The sequence below is a fragment of the Methanothermobacter sp. DP genome, assembly GCF_026692625.1.
GTDB lineage: Archaea > Methanobacteriota > Methanobacteria > Methanobacteriales > Methanothermobacteraceae > Methanothermobacter > Methanothermobacter marburgensis.
In genome coordinates, this window is record NZ_CP113501.1 from 606192 (window position 1) to 628091 (window position 21900).

Sequence of the window (21900 nt, forward strand, 5' to 3'; positions counted from 1 at the left end):
AATGGCGGTATGCTCGCATCACCCAGGCCTGATGGTATCATCCTCAACCACAACCTCACCCCTCCGGGCCATCTCCTCTATGACCTTTCTGATACCTGTGGCAGTCTTCCTGCTGGTATTTTTGAAGCCAAACATCCTTGAGACCCGTGTTACAACCTCATCCATCTCTGAGGTGGACCTCAGGGCTATCCTCACAGCCTCCTCGATCTCCATGGGGGATATGAGTGAGATGTCAACCCTGCCAGTCCTCCTCCTCACCGTGACCGGCATGGACTCTGTGAGGAGCAGGAAGTCGCCGCTTCGCTTGATGTTACCGTTGTTCTCTGCCATCTCAATTGCAGAGTTTATTATGCTCCTGACCCTCCTTCCTGCCCTTCTAAGCCCGCATAACTCCCTTATACGCCTTATAACCTCCTCGACGTGCACAGGACCCTCCATTGATACTATCTCACTCACAACGGATGATATCACAGGTGTAGGGTTTTTGTAGAGGTCTTCTGGTTTTCTTAACTTATCGGTGCTGTACTCAACGTAACTGGCAACATCCTCTCCCATGGATTCATCTGGAAGATCCACTGGTTCTGCTGCATCCTGCTCTTCTATGGTGGACTCAGATGAACCCTCATCAACCTCCGGGGGTTCAGGTTCATCAACCTCCACCTCGGTCCCCTCATGTAGCTCCCTGGATTTCCTGGTCTTCTCAACTATCTCAGAGAGCCCATCTGCGACCTTCCTCTGTGTCTCATCCCTGTTGCGGTACCAGTCCGAGGACCAGAGGTGGATGATGTTCCAGCCCAGGTTCCTGAGGATCTCCTCCCTGAGCCTGTCACGGTCCCTTGCAACCTCCGCCCTGCTGTACATCTCACCATCGGTGAGGATCCCTGCAATGTACCTGCCAGGGTCATCAGGGTCCTTAACCGCGAAGTCAACCCTGAAACCTGCACACCCCACACCCCGGTCAACCTCGAATCCCTGGTCAACCAGGAACTCGTATACCGAATCCTCAAAGAGGCCCTGTGAATTACTGGCGGAATCTGAGTCAAGCACACCTGTCTCGGCGTACCTGAGGAACCTCTTAAGTGCCCTGACACCAAAGGGGGTGCCCGGTCCGGTTTTAAGGTCCGATGCCCTGAAGTTGGTGAAAACCACGCACTTCTCACGGGCCCTGGTTATGAGGACGTTCAGCCTCCTCTCACCGCCCTCCTGGTTCAGTGGCCCGAAGTTGAGGGACATCCTTCCGTTCTCATCAAAGCCGTAGCCCACACTGATGAAGATAACGTCCCTCTCATCCCCCTGTATGGTTTCAAGGTTCTTTATGAAGAATGGCTCATCGGTCTCCTGGTTTATAAGCCGCTCAAGTTCAGGGTTCTCCCGAAGCCTATCCTCAAGGGCCTCGAGGATGGCGTTCATCTGGGCAACAGAGAACGTGCCCACACCGAGACTCCTTGATGTGCCGTACCTCATGAAGTGCTCCTCTATGGCCTCAACAACAGCGGCGGCCTCAAGGGGGTTTGATGAGGTTCTTCCACGTTCATATACCGTGTCTGGAAGGTATCTGAGGTGGAGTCCCAGTTCCTCATCCTCCCTTGAGGGGGAAGGGTACACCAGGAGCCTGTTGTCATAGAACTCCTGATTTGAAACCGCGATCAGGGACTCGTGCCGGCTCCTGTAGTGCCACCTCAGCATCCTCACAGGGAAGCTCCTCTTGCAGAGGTGGAGTATGCTCTCAATGTCAGCCGCGGTGGCCACATCCTCAGAGTCCTCCTCTGATGTGAGCATCTGGTCAAAGAAACTGGTTGGTGGGAGCTGGTTGGTGTCACCCATCACCACAGCGGTCCTGGCCCTGAGGAATGCCCCCAGGGCGTCCTCTGGTTTAACCTGTGATGCCTCGTCGAATATCACAACATCGAACTGAAGTTCGCTGCTCCTTGGGTCAAGGTACTGGGCAATGGAGAGGGGGCTCATCATGAAGCAGGGCTTTATCCTCTTTATAACGCCACCTGCAAGTTTAAGGAGCTTCCTGAGGGGCATGTGCCCCCTCTTACGTGTGAATTCACCGCTGAGGATGCTCTCCTCAGAGTTGGGAGCCGCCCCTCCAAACACGGTGGGCATGTTACTTGTGAGCTGATGTATTAGCCTCTTCCTGTTGAGCTCGATTATCCTGGAGTCAAGCTCCCTGAACTCCCTTATCCTGGCCTCATGGAGGTCACCAATGAAGGTGTAAAGGGAGGGTATCTCCCTGAAAGCCCTCTCAAGGAGCGCATCTGCAAGGTTACCCTCCATTGCGGGCCTTATATCCTCCATGCTGATTATCCCTGACTCTATGAGTGGTATGAATGCTGCGCCGCGGGTCTTCATGCAAAGCCTCTTCTTCTCGAGGTACTGGGACCAGAGGGGGAGGAGGTTGAGGGCCTCCCTCCAGGCCTTAACCCTTGACCTCCATGCCCGGAACGGGACCTCATCCGGTGCTGAGTTGAATATGACATGGGCATGGGTGTTTATCCTTGTCTGGAGCTTTGAGAGTTTATCCTCGAGTTCACTGTGGATTTCGAGGATTTCATGGAATTCGGTGAGAAGTTTATCACCGTCAAGGCCGTCAGAGATGCACTCGAGTGTCCTCTCTGATATGAGGCCCTCAGTGTGGAGGTCCCTGAACCTGACTATCCACTCTGCGGTGGCCCTCAGGTCCTGGATGGATGGGTTTTCCGGGTTCCACATTGAACCGAAGAACCTCTCGGCCACCCCACTGTACCTTTCAAGTTCCCCCCTGAGGCTCATGACATCAATCAGGTTTTCAAGGTCCTCCACAACCTCATAGTCATTTTCAGGGGCCCTTCCAACGTAGAGGGCGTCTATCTCATTTCTTACCTTCCTGTACCTTCCGCTGAGGAACTTTATCCTGCTGGATGACTCCTTTAGGTACTCCCTGAGGAGTGCCTCCAGGTCCACGCTGTGGACAGATTCATGGAACCTGTCGAGTATCTCCCTTCTGCGGGTGTAGGCCTCAAGTTTATCAAGGAGGGTGAAGGCGTCTGCCCTGTAGCGGTCCCAGATCTCTGATTCAAGGACGCCAAGGTCGAAGGGGCGTGACTCTGCAACCACAGAGACAACCTCACCGAGCCTCTCAAGGTCCCCGCTGGTCTTAACGGGGCTGAAACCGTACCTCTCCTGGAATTCCCTTAGTGCGGCCATAAGTCTATCGGTAACCTTCATCACTGACTCCAGGAGGACCTCGAGTTCCCTCACATCGGAGGGTAGCATCATCCCCGGGTCTGTGCCTGACCAGGGGTTCTCATGGAGGGGTGGGAGGAGTTCGGCCAGCTTCGCAAGGTTCCTCAGTTCCACGAGGGCCTCGTCCCACTCATCGGGGGTTATGGTCTCAGGTGAGGGTATCCTGACGAATGGCAGCTCACCATTGAAGTACCTCTCTGAACTCTCCTTCATCCCGAATAACTGGAAGGGTGAGAGCTGTATACTGTACAGTGGCTCATGGAGGGCCCTCCTGTACTCGTTGAGCTCATCGCGCAGTTTCTCAACCCTCCTGAACTCCCTCTCAGCGTCGGGCCTCTCTGCCTCGGCCTCCATGAGTGTTGACTCCAGTTCATTGAGTACGTCCTTCTTCCGGGCCTTGTGGGAGTGGAGTTCAAGGCAGAACCTCCCGAGGCCTATGGAGTCCAGTCTGCTCTTCACAACCTCAAGGGCAGCCATCTTCTCACTAACAAAGAGCACGGTCTTTCCTGCGGCCATGAGCTCGGCTATAAGGTTCACTATGGTCTGGGACTTCCCTGTCCCCGGTGGCCCCTCAACCACAAGGTTCTTACCCGCCTTGACATCCTCTATAACCGCGATCTGGGATGAGTCGGCGTCAACCACGTGGTAGAGGTCCTCGTAGGGGATGCTGTCTATGTCCACCTCCCCATCGTCCTCATCTATTTCGATGGAGAAGAGGGCCTTGATGAGTGGGCGTTCAACTATCTCATCCCAGTTTGAGTAGGATGCCGGGTCAAGGTCCATGTACATGAGGAACTTGGTGAATGAGAAGAAACCCAGCTGGACCTCATCGGTGACCCCCCAGCCATCCATGGATTTCACCGCATCCTCAACCTTCCTGAGGTACTCTGAGATCCCTGATGGGCCCTGGGGCATCCTGAATTCGGGTAGTTCGATTCCCTCCTCCCTGAGCCTGGCCTGGAGTGACATGTTGGTTATGATCTCGCTGCCATCCCAGCGTAGTGAGAATGATGAGCCGGCCCTGCGCCTCTCAAGGACCACCGGAACAAGTATCAGGGGTGCCCTCCTGATGTCAGGTTCATCCGCGGCCATCCACTCAAGGAAGCCCAGGGCGAGGTAGAGTATGTTGTAGCCCTGTTCCTGGATCATCGTCCTGGCCCTCTGGTTGATGTAGAAGAGCCTCCTCTGGAGTTCAGATTCTGTGAGGTCAGTCAGGAGGATGTTCTCATCATCGGGTTTAAGGTCCTCCAGGTCATGGCCGGGGACAACCCCCACTTCACCTTCAGGGTCCTCCAGCTGGTTAACGGTATCCAATTCACCTTCAGGGTCCTCCAGCTCGTTACAGGGGTCAGTCTCCTCTTCAGGTTCCCTCCTTGGGGCCAGTTTCATCTTACCCCCGTTGAGGACAAGGTATGTGTATATGTATTCAGGGTCGTGGTTCACAACCTCAACCGTCCTTGACCTTGGCCTGAAGTTCAGGAGCTGGTTTCGCATTGTGAGGTCAAGGAGTTTCTCCCTCAGGTTCTCAAATTCCCTCTCGATGATCTTCCTCGCAGATTTATCCATTCAGATTCTCCCTCAACAGTTATATCCCGCACCGAGGCACTGGGCCCTACATTCAGATTCTATTATAAAGATCATTAGCTGTCTGCACTCATCCCATCAGATCTTCTTCTCCTGGGGCGTTGTTGTGGCGGCAACCCTGTAGAAGACATAGACGAGGACTATGTCAACCACCCATAAGATGGAGGCTATGATATCATCATTCCAGGGTATCGGGTGGAAGAGGTCAATGAGGTCCATCACCCTCGTGGCTGAGAAGAGTATCATTGAAACAGCGAATACCCTCAGGAGGAGTGTGGTCTCATTGATGTTGGAGAAGAGCATCCCCAGGGCCGCCTCACTGTATCTCAGGTTGTTGAGGAGTATCCTCGCTGCAAAGTACAGGGTCAGGATGGGTGGTATCATGATGAGCCAGCCAGGGACCATCAGGCATCACCCCCCATGACCGCGGCAAGAAGACCAACCGCTACAAGGAGGAAGAGGGCGTTGAGGTTCAGCAGGCCCTCAACCACGAACTCTGACTGTCCTCCCGCGATTGTGAGGCCCACGAGTACCGTGAAGATGGATGATATGAATATGGACGCAGCTATAATCCTGGACTCCCTTTTCTTAAGGAAGAGCATGGAGACCGCAAGTTCCCTGGACCTCAGCTCCGAGATTATCCTGAGACATGAGACTATTATCATGGCACCCAGGATGAGCCCCACCACGTTGTTTACAAGAATCAGGATATCCATCTAAAACACCATCAGATACTATGTTAAAGGGAATATTTATCTATTGGGTTTTTCACCTCCAGAATCCCCATCTGCACCATAACCGTTCAATCAGTGGACCCGGAGTTGATGTGTGAGAGCAGGAGGGCCATGTTGATTATATCCTCCCTGTTGTGCTCCACCACAGGTACAATGGGGCCCGGGTTACCTGTTGAGAGGTAGGTGTGGTAGTAGTCGGGCACATATGCCCCTGGAATGTCAAGGTCCCTCTCCACCCCCAGGATGTGGCTCTCAACCGTGCAGAGCTTGCAGTCAGGGAGACTGCCACCCCAGAGGCGCCTTGATACATGGTAGAGGTCAATGTGACATTGCTCCAGCCGGTTACTCAGGTTATGGAATTCTGACCTTCTCCTTATATATGGGATGTCGAAGCTTGCCCCGTTGAATGTTACAAGAACTGAATCGGGTGGGATGTGCCGGAATATCTCAAGGACGGCGGCCTCCATGGAGGGTTCAGGGGCGAGGCGCTGCCTCACATGGATCTTACCATCCTCAATCTAGGCCATACCTGTGAGTATCACAGGTTCCCCTGAGAGCCCGAGGGTCTCGATGTCAAGGAAGGTGAACGCCCCACCATCAAGGAGTCCTAGAGCAGCGAGCACCCTCTCATCGGATGACGATGCATTGAGGTAACACCTGAGGCTGTGCAGATCCCCTGACTGGATCATGGAAAGGACCCTTGAGGCTTCATACCGGTACCTTTCATGGTCAAGGAGGTCTGGGACCGTGAGGTACCCCTCAGACTTCAGCCTCTCCTCGGTGACGGGTCCAACACCCCTGAGGAGCTTGAGGTCGGAGAGGATGTTATCCGCTGATTCGCGGACCCTGAACTTCACCCTCCTGGTGAAGGATACCTCAAGTGCCTCTGAACCAGCCGCGGTCACCCTGGATGCCCCGATGGCCTCCTCCAGTTCCACCCCATCATACTCCATCATGAGGTCCCATTTGAGTTTCTCAAACATCCAGTATCCCCCATTCAATTCATTCCATTCCTGGCCCTCTCATGGAAGTAATCTGCCATCTCAGCCTCCCCCTGCTCCCTGAGGATGGCCCCCATGAGGTAGCATGCCCCCGCATTACCTGGTTCCTCCTCGAGGATCTCATGCAGCTTCAGCTTGGCATCAGATAGCCTCCCCTCACTGCAGAGGAGTTCAACCTCCTCAAGTACACCAGGGGCCTCCTCACTGCTTTCCTCCTCGGCAACCCCCGAGGCCCTCCCCATGAGGTGTTGGAGTATCATTACGGTGGCGTCTCTGTGGAGGGGTGAATTGTCGTTGCCGCATTTTGGTGAGTAGATGCATGACGGGCACCCGTCACTGCAGCCGCAGGATGAGACAAGTTCAAGTGTGGACTTAAGGAGGTCCTCGAAGACCTCAACACCCTTCTCAGCAAGTCCTATGCCGCCCTCAAAGCCGTCGTAGATGAACACCGTTGCCTCCTGTGTGTCCTGGTGCCATGGGGTTGACAGTCCCCCTATGTCCATCCTGTCGCAGAGCACATGGAGTGGGAACAGTGCTATGAGCGCATGCTCAGCGCCGTGGAGTCCTCCCTCGAATGTTTCATCATCACCGTACCTCCCTTCAACCATCTCCCTGAGAGTTTCTGGTACCGTGAACCAGAGTGCCCTGGTCCTGAACCTGATGGGTGGAAGTTCAAGGTCCCTCTTACCCAGGACCTTACTGTAGTTCATGACCCTGTAGCCGGTGTAGTGCTCTGTAACCTCAACCTCCCCGAAGTTGACCTCAAGGCTTCCCACCCGCCGCCTTCTGAGTTTCCTGATCACCCTGAGCTCTGTCTCCCTGAGAACCGATGTGTGGTACTCCACGTCCCTCCTCTCAACGGTTATCCTCCTCTTCTCCAGATCAAAGTCCCGTACGATGTAGGTGTTGCCGTGGTTCATGAGGACAGCGCCCTCATGGGCCTCCCTGTATGCCTGGGACCGGCTCATGGTCTCAAGTGTCCGGCCCTCACATATCACCGTGAAGGTATCTGATGAGATATCATCCAGGCCATACCTGAACTGGGGGTCGGTGCTGCACACCAGTCCCTCATGTGAGATTTCAAGTTCGCCCTCCCCAAGCATCTCCCCTGCCACTGCCATGCTGAAGTCGTGGTCCAGGAAGTCGTCGAGGGTGAGGGGTAACTCTGAGGCCGCGCAGGCAGTATGGTTCCTGAGTATGAACCTGTTTTCAGGGTTGATTATGGCGTTCTCATGGGGCCTCTCGAAGATGAAGGAGGGGTTCTTCATGATGTACTGGTCCAGGGGGTTCTCGAATGCCACCAGGATAACAAGGGAGTCATTCCTGTTCCTCCCTGCCCTCCCTGCCTGCTGCCAGGTGGATATCATGGTTCCCGGGTACCCTGATATTATGACAGCATCCAGTGAACCGATGTCTATACCAAGCTCCAGGGCATTGGTGGTGGTTACACCCAGGAGCTTCCCGGATCTGAGCCCTGACTCTATCGTCCTCCTCTGATCTGCAAGGTAACCTGCCCTGTAGGATGTCACACGGTTAATGAGCTTCCTGTTTTCCCTGTCAAGCTGCTCCCGGGTCCACCGCGTTACAAGTTCAGCCATCTTCCTTGAAACCGTGAAGCAGAGGGTCTGAACATCCCTCAGAACAAGGTAGGTGAGTATGGATGAGGTTTCAAGGTGCGCCGATGGGTCACCCCTCTTACTGTAGGGGTTGTAGAGTACGAAGTGCCTGGGACCTGAGGGTGATGTGTCCCGTGAGATAACATGGAAATCCAGGCCAGTCAGTTTGCCTGAGAACTCCTCAGGGTTGGCGAGGGTTGCACTTGCAAGGATGAACCTGGGATCTGAACCGTAATGCCTGCAGATCCTCCTGAGCCTCCTTATGAGGAGCGCCACACTTGATCCGAAGACACCCCGGTACTGGTGGGCCTCATCTATCACCACGTACCTGAGGTTACTGTAGAACCTCCTCCACTGGTGGTGCCATGGGAGGATACGGTGGATCTGGTGGGGGTTGGTGAGGACTGCCCGTGAGTTCCCACGTATCCATGGCCTCATATCCCTGGGGGTGTCCCCATCATAGGTTGCCGGGTTCAGTGTGATTCCAAGCTCAGATTCCAGGTGCCTGAGTACCTTCAGCTGGTCCCTTGAGAGTGCCTTGGCAGGGTAGATGTAGAGGGCCGTTGCACTCCCATCAAGGGTTAGGGTCTCCATTATGGGGAGGTTGAAGGCCAGTGTCTTCCCTGAGGCCGTCGGGGTTGTTATGAGGATGTTTTTCCCCTCCCTTATGGCCTCAAGGGCCTCTGCCTGGTGGCGGTAGAGTCTGATACCGTGCCCTTCAAGGTACTCAGTGATGTTGTCAGGTAGGTCGGTGACCTCCGCGTATTCAGCGCGCCTTGCGGGGACCGTCTCAACGTGTTCCACTGCATCCCTGAAGCGCCAGTCCCTGGTGAACCTCTCAAGCACCCTTTTAACCATGTTAATAGAATTGGGGGACGATCCTATTAAATGTTTTTTCAGATCTCAGAATATCCGCCAACTCTGAGTCAGGATCAAGAGACCAGATACTATTAAATGTTTTTTCAGTTCATTGCCCCCTCCCACATGATTCAAAATTAGTATATACATGTAAACTCATATTATTTAACAGTGAAGAGGGGAGTGTTAATATCAGGAGAGTGATTGTGATTATCCTAGCACTTGCCGTTCTTGCGGTGGCAGGCTGTGTCTCAGAGGAATCAGAATACCAGGATCAGGACCTCAATAATTACTCAGATGTGAGTCCAGAGGATTATATCACCTCAGATACAGGTAATGCCTCGGGAACAGGTGAATATGATGCCAGTGGTGTCTGCACCTACGTTGTTGATGGGGACACCATCGATGTTTCAGGCACAGGGAGGATACGCCTTGTGGGTGTCAACACCCCGGAAAGGGGGGAACCAGGCTACAGGGAGGCGAAGGACTTCATGAAATCCATGTGCCTCTCAAGGACAGTGCAGCTCGACATAGACGATGCAAAAAGGCATGATAAATATGGGAGGGTCCTCGCCGTGGTCTACGTTGACGGAGTCAACATAAACAGGGAACTACTGAGGAGAGGGTATGCGGAGGTCATGTACATTCCACCATCCGAGTTCAACCCATATGAATGGACCTGAAATGATAGAGATGGTGTCAGGTACAATGATGCTTAACATTTGAAATTTACATGCAACCTTTAAATGTAATCTTTGATATAAACATGATATAACTGAATTAATCGGGAAGGTTTGTTGATGTCAGAGACAGCATTGATTGACCTGTTTGCAGGTGCCGGGGGACTCACCGAGGGTTTTTTAAGAAATGATTATGAATTTGTATCACATGTTGAGATGGATCTGAACGCAATCAGGACACTTGAAACCCGGTGCCTCTACCATTACCTGAAAAGGGATGGTAATTCTGACGATTACAGCGCGTATCTGATGAATGAGATAAGCCGCGATGAACTCTTTGAGGAACACCCTGAATTCAACAGGGATCTCTACATGAATCTAGAGCTTACAGAGGGAAATAAGAATTGTGTTATAGAACATATTAAGTCAAAAGTGGAAGTTCTTGGATTTGAATCAGTTGAGGGTATCATTGGCGGTCCCCCATGCCAGGCCTACTCCTACGCTGGAAGGGCGCGTAAGAATATGGCGAATGACAGGAGAAATTATCTCTACCTCATCTACCTCTCATTCCTGAAGGAATTTCAACCTGAATTCTTTGTCTTTGAAAATGTCCCGGGAATGATTTCAGCAAAGGAGGGTCTAATTTTATCTGATTTTCAGGAGAAGGTCATCAATCTCGGTTACAATCTTGATGTCAAAATTCGTGATGCCTCGGATTTTGGTGTTCCGCAGCGAAGAAAAAGGCTCATAGTTATAGGACATCGTCTGGAAATGGATGGTGAAATAAATTTTGAAAAATACAGATACAGGGGTACTGTGTGGGATTTACTATCAGATCTACCTCCCCTTGAACCCGGAGAAGGTTACGATGGACCGCAGCGTTATGCAGGAAAGCCTGCACAGCCTCTGAAAGAATCAGGTATAAGGACAGATGGGGATGTGCTGCTCCATCATCAGGCGAGGAATCATAACTCAAGAGATCGTGAAATTTACAGACGAGTGATTGAAGCATGGGAATCTGAAAGAAGAAGACTGAAATACACTGAGCTTCCGCCGGAACTCAGGACTCACAGGAACACCAGCTCATTTCTTGACCGCTACAAAGTCGTTGCAGGTGACCTCCCATTTTCACATACACTTGTTGCTCACATATCCAAGGACGGACACTACTACATCCACCCTGACAGAAAACAGGCCCGTTCTCTGACCGTAAGGGAGGCTGCAAGGATTCAGTCATTTCCTGACAGTTACATATTCGAGGGGTCCCGGACATCGAAGTATCAGCAGATAGGAAACGCTGTGCCACCATTAATGTCAGAGGGGATTGCCCGCAGGATCCGTGAAATATTAAGGGGGGGTCTCTGATCTCTGAAAAAAACCAGCTCATTGATATCCATGCAAAAATCTGTGATTGGGGAAAAAGTAATTTAAGAAAATTTCCCTGGCGTGAACGAAATGATGATTATGGAATCCTCCTGGCTGAAATAATGCTTCACAGAACACGTGCGGAGCAGGTTCTTGAGATCTATGAAGACTTTGTTGAAAGATTTCCGGATTTTAAGTCTGTGTGCGAGGCAGAACCTGAAGCCATAGAAAATGAACTCTCATCACTTGGTCTCAGATGGAGAGCCAGAAATCTCCATAAACTCTCATGTGAGATCGAACGCAGATACGGTGGCGTGGTTCCAAGAAACAAAGGGGAACTGCTTGAACTTCCAGGTGTAGGGAATTACATTTCATCAGCGTTTTTATGTTTTTCAGAGAACATTCCCGAACCTCTGCTGGATACAAACACCGTGAGAATCATCGGTAGATTATTCAACCTTAAAATTAACGATTCATCCCGCAGAAAAAAGGATTTTGAAACACTAATGAGGAGGCTTCTTGAATTTGGTGACTGCAGGCATTTTTCATTTTCCATGATTGACCTCGCAGAGGCTGTGTGCAGACCTTCCAGTCCACTCTGCCATGAATGTCCCCTGAAACTTTCATGCAGCTTTTACAGGAGATCCCATGATGAGACAGATAATGATTGAAGAAATAATAAAGGAGGTTCTTGGACCGCGCGATGGTCCTCAGGAACTTCTGAAGAGTGACCCCTACGATGAATACATAACAGGTGTTATTATTCCAGAAGAATGGAATCCTGTTATGGAAACTGGCCCCGCTGACCCTGATTCTGAAGGTGTTAATGATGGCATGAATTCATCAGAAGAGGACGATCTTTCGGATAACGAAGTATCACCGTCCTCGGAACCATTTATCAGACCCCGATCATTTGGCATGTCATTCATGGTGCCCTCAAACACAGATAAAATGGATGTGTGTGTTACGTGGGGCAGATACACAAAGGACGAAGACAGGAAAATGTGGAGAAGAGAAAGCCATTTCCGCATCAAAAAGATTTCACTTGAAGGTGACAGCACCCATGAATGCATCTATGAAGGGGATGACGGTCGTATAATGATCAGTGTTATGGTTCGCCACGATGGAAACTTCAGAAAGAATGTGCGAGTGATTCTTGTAAACGAACTTCATACCACCAGACGTTCTTACAGACCGGAAACATCATCCTGTATTTTTCAGCCGAGCATCCGTGTTAATGTGGATGGGTGCCCGGAGGCTGCGGGTCATGCCGAAGATTACAAGAATGAGATGAATTTCATCTACAGAAACAGAAAAATTGACGTTATGGGGATTCAATGTTCAGCCGTATCAAAATCCTGTGAATATTCACAGCACATCAATGAAAGCGTTATATGGTCTGATGGTGTTGAGCTGGCTGAAAAGTTCCCTGAAATTCAAAATTTCAGAAAACCAGATTTCAGGACAGAATTTGTACCCCTCTATTCTATCCCAATACCATCCTTTGATATAGAGAATGTTGGTGAACTATCCGCAACGGAACTTTCAGAGGCATGGGATCCAGCTTCACTTTCAGAAATCATAACTCCGCTCATAGATTCATATGAAGAATGGATAGAATCCAACAGAGAAGAATATCTGTCCATGGATGATGAAAAGAAAAAATTTGCATCAGATATAATTGAAAGACAGGAACATGCACTGCAAAGAATCAAAAAAGGATTGGAAATTCTCATAGACCATGATGAAGCAAGACTGGCCTTCTGTTTTGCAAATAAGGTTATATCACTTCAGCATAAATGGGCTGATAGAGACGATGATTTCCTATGGAGACCATTCCAGATTGCATTTTTCCTCATGAACATCGAAGCGATATTCAATCCACAATCTGAAGATCGTGATGTGCTGGATCTCCTGTGGATACCAACAGGAGGCGGGAAGACAGAAGCTTATCTTGCTATCATGGCCTTCACAATCTCACTTCGCCGTCTCAGAGGTTCTCTGGGTTCAGGAGACAGTGGCATATACTATGGGACAGCAGTTATATCGAGATACACCCTGCGACTCCTCACAGTACAGCAGTTCAGAAGAACACTTAGAATGATAACTGCGGCGGAGTATCTTAGAGTTTTCGTGTGCAGGGATGGTCTTCGTGGGTGGAGACCATCTGCCTGTGATATTAAAAAGGACTGGCTTTATGGATCTGTCAGGTTTTCGGCTGGCCTCTGGGTTGGTGGAGGTGTATCCCCACTTCATCTCAGAAAAAGAAATACAGGGGCCATGGACATACTGTTATCCTCTGATGAGAACAGATCTGAAAGTGAGCCAGCACAGGTCATCAAGTGTCCCGCCTGCAATGCCTGGTTGAGTCTTCCCTCATCCTTCAGATGCTTCACTACCTGCCCATGATAACACGATAATCATCGTTGTCAGAAAAAAGAAAGATGATGTGATTTTCGAACCTTCAAAAATCAGGGAGATGTTTCCCGAAATTGTGGATATTATAAGTTCCAGAGAAAACCTCAGGGAAGATCACGAAACACTCACCATAAAATTTTATGAAGGGGATGTTGATCTCTTCCGGATATCCGAAATCATGGAATGTATCGGAAAGTACTTTGAATTCTCTTCACTGAGCTGGCGCAGACCCGGATACTTTGGAAGCTCCTATGATGAAGGCAGAAAAAAAAGAAGATACTCTGACTTTGAAATATGGTGCCCCAACCCTGAATGTCCTCTTAATACAGGAGTTGAATGGATGGAGGGCATTCCCTCAGATGAAAAAGCAGAGTTCCCTGACGGGAACACCTTAAGGAGGTTTGAGGGTCCATTTAAAGAGAACCGGAGAATTCCAGTTCCCGCATACACAGTCGATGAGCAGGTTTATGCAAGATGCCCCACAGTTATCATAAGCACGGCAGATAAGATTGCAAGGCTATCCTTTGAACCAAGGGCAGCTGCAATCTTCGGGAATGTTGATAAATTCAACAGATTTTACGGTTATCACAGAGATGGACTGTATCCTGAAGAGGCTACAGAAAGGAGTAAAAAATATGATACTGCTGTTGACAGGTTTCTGCCTCCCGAACTGATAATCCAGGACGAACTTCACCTCCTGGACGGTCCTCTTGGAAGCATGTTTGGGATCTATGAGGCAGTCGTGGAGTCACTGCTGTGCAGTGGAGGGGTGAGACCAAAATACCTTGCATCCACTGCAACGATAAACAATGCAGGTGACCAGACAAAACTTCTCTTTGGAAGGGATCTGTTCCAGTTCCCCCCAAATGGTCTTGAAATAGAGGACTCATTTTTCGTTAAGGAGGATGATCCCGCCAGCGCATGGGATGAAAAAAAGGGGGGCAGACTTTACATGGGAATCGCAGCACCTGGAAGAGGTCCAATAACACCCCAGATAAGGCTATGGGCCCGTGTTCTCAAAACATCGGCAGAAAACACAGATGATGAGGCCATCAGATATTACTGGACAGTTGTGGGGTACTACAATTCAATAAGGGAACTGGGAGGGGCAATTGCATTTTACAGGGAGGACGTCGTGGAAAGGTTGAAGGAGATTTCAGGTGATGATCCCCGTGATATAGGGCCCGATCCCCTTGAACTTTCAAGCAGGATTGATTCAACTGCTCTGCCACTTGTACTGGACGGAATAGAACGTGATGGGGAACAGGAAGGAACTCCTGAGTATGATGCCATATTCACAACTTCAATGTTCGGTACCGGTGTTGACGTGCCCCATCTATCCCTCATGATTGTCAACGGTCAGCCGAAGACAACCGGATCCTACATACAGGCAACTGGAAGAATAGGACGAAAATATGGCGGTCTTGTTCTGACATTTCTGAATGCTGCAAGACCACGTGACATGAATCACTATGAGATGTTCATGAAGTATCATGCAAGGATTCATGAAAATGTTGAACCCGTGTCCGTTTCACCGTATTCAGAGGGAGCCATGAGCAGGGCCCTTGGACCCGCAGCAGTCGCATTTCTCAGGAATATGCCATTATCCGCCGCCAGCTGGACAGAAAACAAGGAAGGTGACATAATACTTTCTGAAAAAGCCTCTGAAGACATTCAGAAACTCATTGAATCCATGGTGAAACGTGCTGAGAAAATATTTAAAGACAGGACGGAGTCCTCGATCATTAAAACTTCTCTTGAGGAGTGTATGAAGCGGTGGAAAGCTGTTGCCAACGAATCCGATGAACTCCATTTTTCGGAATACACGCAATTTAAAAGACCAGAACACGACGTGGTTCTAGCCACTCCAGCACATGAATATGAAAAACTCAAAACAGTTTTCAGGAATGCCCCGAATTCACTGCGGGATATTGAAGAAACAACAGGTTTTAAGGTGTGAAAATGAGTCATGATGTGCAGCATCTGAGGAGATCCCAGTTCATATTTACCTATGGACCCGGAGCCATACTGGAGGGAAAAAATGGACCCCGGATAATCCCTTCACTGAATCAGGGACTAAGGAATTTATTTACCAGTGAGTACCTCGAAAAATTTGAGGTTACTGACAGCAGGCTTTCTGAGTTCCTCAAGAAAAATGAGGAAATTAATAAGATAAGGCTATTTTCAATACCTAGCAACGCAGCTCTTAACCGTGATGAAAGCCTTTACATCTACAACACATATCCATTTCCTCGCTGGAAAATATGTTATGGAAGAGACAGTGATAAGAATCATTCACCAGTCCTTTACAAAGATGAAAGAGGCGGATGTCCCCTATGCGGATCAGATAAGGCTTCAGCAACACGATTTGTTGCCGCATGTCCTGATGGACATCTTGATGAGGTGCCCTGGCACTATCTTGTTCACAGTGAAAGGACTGGCTGCAATTCGCGGTATTTTTACTGGAAAATTGAGGGACCATCCATTGCACACATAAAGGTTGAATGCCCCGAATGTGGACAGTCATCATCCCTGCGTGATATTTACAGGAAAAAATTCCGATGCACCGGCAGATTTCCTGAAAATGGAGATGGGAATCGTGGAAGTGAAACATGCGAACTTGAAATGAAAACTATTCAGAGACAGTCAACCTCACTGAGGATACCTGTAACACTGACCCTTGTTAAAATTCCCTATAAAAACAAACTCGATGAAATACTGGAGGATCCTGAATTCAGGGGCGGTCTGATTTCCCTGATAAAAACAGGAGTGAATAAAGAAGATCTGCTTTCATATGTTAGAGAAAATAAAGGAGAATATTATCATGACATTGAACATTTTATAACGGAAAGGGGATACGGCGAATTCTGTGAATATGTGCTGAACTTCACTGAGAATAGAACAGCAGATCCTCTTGCAGATGAATTTCAGGCCCTCAGAGAGATGCAGAGCTCTGAAATCCTATCAATGGGAAGACCGGTGGATTTTTCAGTTGATTCTCAGCTTTCTCTTAAAATTATTCCTGTCAGAAAATTGAAGCTCACAACAGTTCAAATAGGTTACTTCAGGAGTCCCTATCTCAAAAAAAATGAAAATTCAGAGGTGCTGCAACCAAGAATTGTAAGAACAGGAGCACGGGATGCACTGTCAGGAACATGGTGGTATCCTGCATTTGAGAGCGCGGGTGAGGGTTTGTTCATAACGGCTGATGTAAGTACAGGTGACCTTTCATCTCCGGATGTGCTGCAGGAGTGGAATGAAAAAAATCTGATTCATGATGAAATTCTGAGAAAAAATAGAAGTGTGACCCCTGAATTTGTATGGTGGCACACACTTTCACATGCTCTTATAAGGGCCGTCTCACTGTATTCTGGCTATGCATCAGCCTCGATAAGGGAGAGGGTCTACTCAGACGGGTGTCATGGAGGCATTCTCCTCTATTCATCATCCATTGGAGATGAGTGCAGTATGGGGGGCCTCTCGGGATGTGCTTCGGAATCCAGATTTGATGAGATATGGAAAATGGCAATGAAAGATCTTGAATTCTGCTCCAACGATCCAATATGCCATCAGAACAGAATTTCAGAGGGAAATTACAATGGTTCAGCATGTCACAGTTGTTTAATGATCTCTGAGACGTCCTGTGAACACAGAAATAGATGGCTGGACAGGCATGTGGTTCTTGGAGATTGATGATTCGTCTGATCCGTCAAAATGGTGAATTAATATGGAACCTGCATATTACTATCATGACTACCCTGTATGCCCAAACTGCAACGAACCTGCGATTACAGGAGCACCTCTCCTGATGGAGGATGATGAAACATTCATGTGCTCCTCCTGCGGCGCTTTCTTCAGCAGGACAATGTATCTTCATAGGCAGGAAAAACTCTATAATCTCCTGAAAAAGTTAAAAGGACCCATAAAAAAGGATCTATCTTTACTCTGGTCAATAAAAAATAATCCAATTGAGAAATCGTATCTGAAATGGCTTCCCCAAATTAGTTCAGGTAAGTACCTGATAACATGGCCCTGGAAGGACGTCAGGTTTATCCCCCTTCTGATATGCGAGTACCTTAGGATTAAGAAAAATGCGAAAATCATTGTTGTTGGAGAAATCCATGATAAAACTGATAGAACTGAATTCGGGCTACCTGACCCCTTCTCAGCATTTGAAAGTCTCCATTACATTGAAAATATGTCCTTTAAATTGAATTCAGAGGATTATAGAGAATTTAAAAGGATAATATCAAAAATAGACAGAAAAAATATCTTCAAAAAGAAAAAAAAGATTCATTACAGAATAAAGGATTTAAAAAACAAACACGTGACAGAAATATCGTTTTATAATCCTGAAATGACCCTGAGAAAATGCAGAAACCGCATTCTAAAACATTACAATAATCTCTATGGCATGGATGCTGTAAAAAGTATTACTCTAAAAAATGAAAAAGGACAGAAAAAAAAGGAAATGATAAACGATGCTGGAATAATCAATATAACAATTGAGGAAAGGTGCGAATGGACTGGGGAAAGGCTTCGTTTTCCAAAATTTGACATGTTCAGTGCAATACTACATTCTGACAGCTTGATAAAGGTCAAAGAGCAATTTAAATATGATTGCATAACTGAAGTCATAAATACTGACATTTCAGGAAATTCAGCGGTTTTTATCTCGCAATTTCTGGAACCTGATTATCTTTTTGGTCTCATTGAAGAATTTAATCCAGATATTGTATTCTTCACCGATTCCGATTTTTTCGTCAATGAAAGGCTTTTCAGGGGACGAAGATGGCGAAAATTTCAGGAATTTATTCTTTCAACGGATCATACTATTCTGATGTTTTCCATCAGACCAGATAGCCGCCACCTTTACAGGGATCTAATGGACAGTTTAACGGCACACACATGGGACTGTGTACCAATCCTTGATATTCTTTTCAGAGAGAAAGATAATTCAATACAATCCCCATTTTCATCATCATTAAGTGAACTATCTCTTAACCCCCAGGATGCTAAAATAGAGTATGTTCATGTTGATGAACTTGATAGAATAGAAGAGACATCCGAGAGGATTCTTAAAGTGAACAATGACAGAACTCTCCGCAAATACCTGAGACATCTTCCAGAAACACCACTCCATCTTTCTGGGCCATACAGGTATTCAATGAAAGGATGGGTCATTGATAACATTCTCAATGAACTTCTGGATACGCCCTTATTTGATGAAGTAAAAAACACATTCGAAGATGTTTATTCAGTTTCATCAAGTTCACAGCAAAATCCGATATTGAATTCAATGAAAGACATCATTGAATCAGAAGTGGCAGCAAATGGAAATCAATCCATATTTGTCGTCTTGAAGTCACGTGAAGAAACAAAAAAACTGAAAAGGATTTTTGAGACTGATGAGGAGAATTCCATAGTTAAAGCTGTTGAGGTATGCACATGGAACGATCTTCCCAATCATTACGAAAAGAATAATTCAGTTGTAATTACAACATCATATCCACCTATAGACTACTCGATGAATGATACACAGGTAACTAAATTCTACTTCATAGGGGGATCCCGCAATCTCAAGAAAATAAAATCAATAGTCGAGAACAGAATCACAGAACAGGTAAAAAAACCTCTACATATCCCAGCCAGAGATGAAAATGCGCCGGCACTGCTATTTGATGTTACAGAAAAGATCAGTGATCAGAAAACTGTTAAAGAGGAAATTCTGAAGTTTGAGAAAGCCCTTAGATCCGAATCGCATAACAGATCATCGCTTCATGAAAGAACCCCTGAAAGACGTAAAAGAACCATAAAGCCCGGTACTGAATGTGTACTTGCCATAAATGAAATGAACGAGGGAATGTTCATACCTCCCCACAGAATCCTGTTTTTTAAGGATGAGTATGCTGATAGAATAGAGCACATCAGAGCCGGAAGCAAAGCAGAAAACCTTCAGAACAGATCCTTGCTGCTGGATGAACATGGATTTTATGCATCATTCAAAATTCTCTTCACACAGTTCATGATAGAAATTGCTCCTCATCTGCAGATAAAAAGATCCTATTATATATGGAACGGATTTGGGGAACTGGTTGAAGATTCCTATGAGTGGCTCAAGAATATGAAAACCGCCGTGGAAAAACTTATGAATACCCATGGCTGCCATGAGGAGCGGGCAAAGGATTACCTTTCAAAATATCTTGTCAAATTTGATTTAAATGCCAGAAATCATGAATATATAAAAACTCACTGGTTGTCTGAGCCAGAGATCATAAAAACGTCAGGGGGTTATGTTCCCATTTTCGACGTTGAACATCCCAAGGGACTTGCAGATGTTGAAAAAATATACATGGCCCTCAATGAACTGTTCCCTGAAATGGGACTCGATGAGGAGCAGGCAAGGAAATCCTACATCGCCTCACTGACACTTCAGGAGATGAGAAGGAAATTCTTAACCGACGGAAAACAATCATTACCTCTAAAACATCACAGACTCTATGATGAACTCTGGAAAGAAATAAAACACGTTCTCAAACGTTCAGGCAAGTTTAAAATAAAGCAGGCAAAAAATGTTAAGGTTAAAATAAGTGCACCGTCAATGAAGATACTCCCAGATTATGAGAGATACATCAGATGAGTTGCAGCTGGTTTTCTTTCCATCTCTCAAGAATTTCCTTTTTAATTTCCATGAGTTCTGCATCATTAAGTATCCTTCCATATCGTGTGATATGACCCCTCAGGACCCGCAGTATAAATGACACCACAGCATGCCCTATCATATCACCCTTAAGGCCATATGGTGGTTCTGAGAGAAACCGCATCTCTTCAACAAGATCAACGTTCTCCTTTTTTGAGAGTTTATCAACGGTGACCTCAACCATTGCCTTAACAGGATGGTATGTGCCGTTCTTCAGGTTGAGTTCCTCATCAACGATCCATTTCCCATTAGTATCACGGAGAAGGTGGGATAGAAAGCGGAATAAACCCTTGCTGGACTTCCCCCTGAACTCATCAAGTGTACTCGAGAGGAAGAATATCTTGAAAACATTTGGATAGTCCTTCCCTATTTTCCAGAGGTTCCTGTTTCCACGTATCTCGGGTATATTCTCAGGGCCGAAGGGGAAAATCCTTCTTGAGAGTTCACTGTTTATCAGCTCACTGACACCGTAGAGCCTATCGCCACCACCTGATTCACCGTTGAGGTACCACCGGAAACCTGACTGCATCATGTCCCCGATCCAGGTCGCGATTATCCTCTCAGCAATCCTTCTGTGCTCACCCTCATCTCTGGTCTCTGCAAGTGTCAGATGATCAAGCAGCAGCTCAAACCTCTCCCCTGCTGGGGCCACATCCGGGCAGATGACTATGACGTTCCTTAACTCATTAAAATTGATTTTAAAATCTGTGTCATCAATTCTAATTAAAAGAAGAAGAGGTATGGCTGAGCCTGGCCCTTTGAACCTCTCTGATGTTAAACCGCGATCTGCGGTCGCACACACTGTGATGAGTTCTCTGAGTGAGGCGCCCCTTATAAAACCATAAATGTCATGAATCCTTTCACCGAATAGCCTCTCAGGGTTCTCCATGAGCGAATCACGTAAGTTCTCCCTTAATCTGATCTCATCAGGGGTCAGGTCCGGCCTATCGGTGTTAAATGTTTTGAGAAAGGTTATATAGATGTCGAGCACTTCAGTGGATGGTGTTTTTTTAAGGTAGATAACCCCCTCGGCAATATTCAGGAGTCCGTAATCCTCAAGTTCTTCAAGAAAACGCTTTAGTGGTTTCTCCTCCAGTCCAAAAACCTTCAGTGGACATCCTGGAACTTCACCAGTTAAAAGATCATTTATCTTTATTTTCCCTGTTTCCAGCTCCTCTGAAAGCCTGTAGAGGCAGTATGCCACCACATGAGGGTCAATATCATTGAGGTGAACCCTTTTAATCTGTCTACCCCTTTTATTTCCTCTGAAAGTAATGAGTTTCCCAAGATGGGAGTGCTCAAACATGTTAATGATGGCTGAGACAGGGTTTTTCAGGGTTGATTCTGTGAGGTCTGGCTCCTCAGATTTCAGAATACCTGTGATCTCATCCTTACCGAGGTACTCGTCAAAACCGATACGATCACAGAATATTCTAACTGCAGGGGAACCATGGTACAGTTCTGCCCATATTATCTGCCAGGCTGATTCAGGTTCCATGAAGTAGATATCACGGATTCTCCTGAAGAGGGGCGTTACCCTTTTTCCTACTATGAGCCCGGCATCCTCAAGCCAGGACTCAACGGCATTTACCTGGATGGGACCGAGGTTATTCCTTTCAGTCCACTTCTCCTCCCAGAGGAAGATGGATGGTAGCCATTCATCCCTCAGACCAAATGTGGAGTATCTGTCAATGCCCCTTTTTGAATTCATCA

14 protein-coding genes are annotated in these 21900 nt (G+C 47.6%); 7 read left to right on the forward strand and 7 right to left on the reverse strand.

Going from position 1 to position 21900, the window contains the following annotated elements; all coding sequences use genetic code 11:
- Nucleotides 1-18: 18 nt before the first annotated feature.
- The 6 genes from OXN82_RS03325 to OXN82_RS03350 all read right to left on the reverse strand — a co-directional run bounded on the left by OXN82_RS03325 (nucleotide 19) and on the right by OXN82_RS03350 (nucleotide 9024).
- Nucleotides 19-4797 (reverse strand): DUF3320 domain-containing protein, encoded by a 4779-nt coding sequence (locus OXN82_RS03325; RefSeq protein WP_321211941.1) that lies wholly within the window; start codon nucleotides 4795-4797, stop codon nucleotides 19-21.
- Nucleotides 4798-4893: 96 nt separating this feature from the next.
- A complete protein-coding gene (locus tag OXN82_RS03330; protein ID WP_321211942.1) occupies nucleotides 4894-5220 on the reverse strand; it encodes a hypothetical protein in 327 nt (108 codons plus the stop codon).
- Complete coding sequence (locus OXN82_RS03335; RefSeq protein WP_321211943.1) at nucleotides 5220-5531, reverse strand: hypothetical protein; 312 nt, start codon at nucleotides 5529-5531, stop codon at nucleotides 5220-5222. Before OXN82_RS03335 ends, OXN82_RS03330 begins: the two co-directional genes overlap by 1 nt.
- Before the next feature lie 86 nt (nucleotides 5532-5617).
- On the reverse strand, nucleotides 5618-6046 hold the full coding sequence (locus tag OXN82_RS03340) for a ribonuclease H-like domain-containing protein (RefSeq protein WP_321211944.1): 429 nt from the start codon (nucleotides 6044-6046) through the stop codon (nucleotides 5618-5620).
- 21 nt (nucleotides 6047-6067) lie between these two features.
- Entirely contained in the window at nucleotides 6068-6532 is a 465-nt protein-coding gene (locus OXN82_RS03345; RefSeq protein ID WP_321211945.1) for a hypothetical protein, read from the reverse strand.
- A 14-nt stretch (nucleotides 6533-6546) separates the two neighbouring features.
- On the reverse strand, nucleotides 6547-9024 hold the full coding sequence (locus tag OXN82_RS03350; RefSeq protein ID WP_321211946.1) for a DEAD/DEAH box helicase: 2478 nt from the start codon (nucleotides 9022-9024) through the stop codon (nucleotides 6547-6549).
- Between the two features lie 317 nt (nucleotides 9025-9341).
- Between OXN82_RS03350 and OXN82_RS03355 the strand changes: the two genes are divergently transcribed.
- The 7 genes from OXN82_RS03355 to OXN82_RS03385 all read left to right on the forward strand — a co-directional run bounded on the left by OXN82_RS03355 (nucleotide 9342) and on the right by OXN82_RS03385 (nucleotide 20127).
- Nucleotides 9342-9707 (forward strand): thermonuclease family protein, encoded by a 366-nt coding sequence (locus tag OXN82_RS03355; RefSeq protein WP_414855700.1) that lies wholly within the window; start codon nucleotides 9342-9344, stop codon nucleotides 9705-9707.
- 117 nt (nucleotides 9708-9824) lie between these two features.
- Entirely contained in the window at nucleotides 9825-11069 is a 1245-nt protein-coding gene (locus tag OXN82_RS03360; RefSeq protein WP_321211947.1) for a DNA cytosine methyltransferase, read from the forward strand.
- Between the two features lie 122 nt (nucleotides 11070-11191).
- Nucleotides 11192-11740 (forward strand): DNA glycosylase, encoded by a 549-nt coding sequence (locus OXN82_RS03365; protein ID WP_321211948.1) that lies wholly within the window; start codon nucleotides 11192-11194, stop codon nucleotides 11738-11740.
- On the forward strand, nucleotides 11718-13478 hold the full coding sequence (locus OXN82_RS03370; RefSeq protein ID WP_321211949.1) for a hypothetical protein: 1761 nt from the start codon (nucleotides 11718-11720) through the stop codon (nucleotides 13476-13478). The genes OXN82_RS03365 and OXN82_RS03370 overlap by 23 nt, the downstream gene beginning before the upstream one ends.
- A 70-nt stretch (nucleotides 13479-13548) precedes the next feature.
- Entirely contained in the window at nucleotides 13549-15447 is a 1899-nt protein-coding gene (locus tag OXN82_RS03375) for a helicase-related protein (protein WP_321211950.1), read from the forward strand.
- 2 nt (nucleotides 15448-15449) lie between these two features.
- Nucleotides 15450-17180 (forward strand): DrmB family protein, encoded by a 1731-nt coding sequence (gene drmB, locus OXN82_RS03380; RefSeq protein WP_321211951.1) that lies wholly within the window; start codon nucleotides 15450-15452, stop codon nucleotides 17178-17180.
- 34 nt (nucleotides 17181-17214) lie between these two features.
- Nucleotides 17215-20127: a hypothetical protein gene (locus tag OXN82_RS03385; RefSeq protein ID WP_321211952.1), complete on the forward strand. Its 2913-nt coding sequence runs from the start codon at nucleotides 17215-17217 to the stop codon at nucleotides 20125-20127.
- Here OXN82_RS03385 and OXN82_RS03390 read toward each other — a convergent pair.
- The gene (locus tag OXN82_RS03390; RefSeq protein WP_321211953.1) at nucleotides 20120-21898 is read right to left on the reverse strand and encodes a hypothetical protein; all 1779 of its coding nucleotides are present in this window, start codon (nucleotides 21896-21898) and stop codon (nucleotides 20120-20122) included. The genes OXN82_RS03385 and OXN82_RS03390 overlap by 8 nt on opposite strands.
- Between the last annotated feature and the right edge of the window lie 2 nt (nucleotides 21899-21900).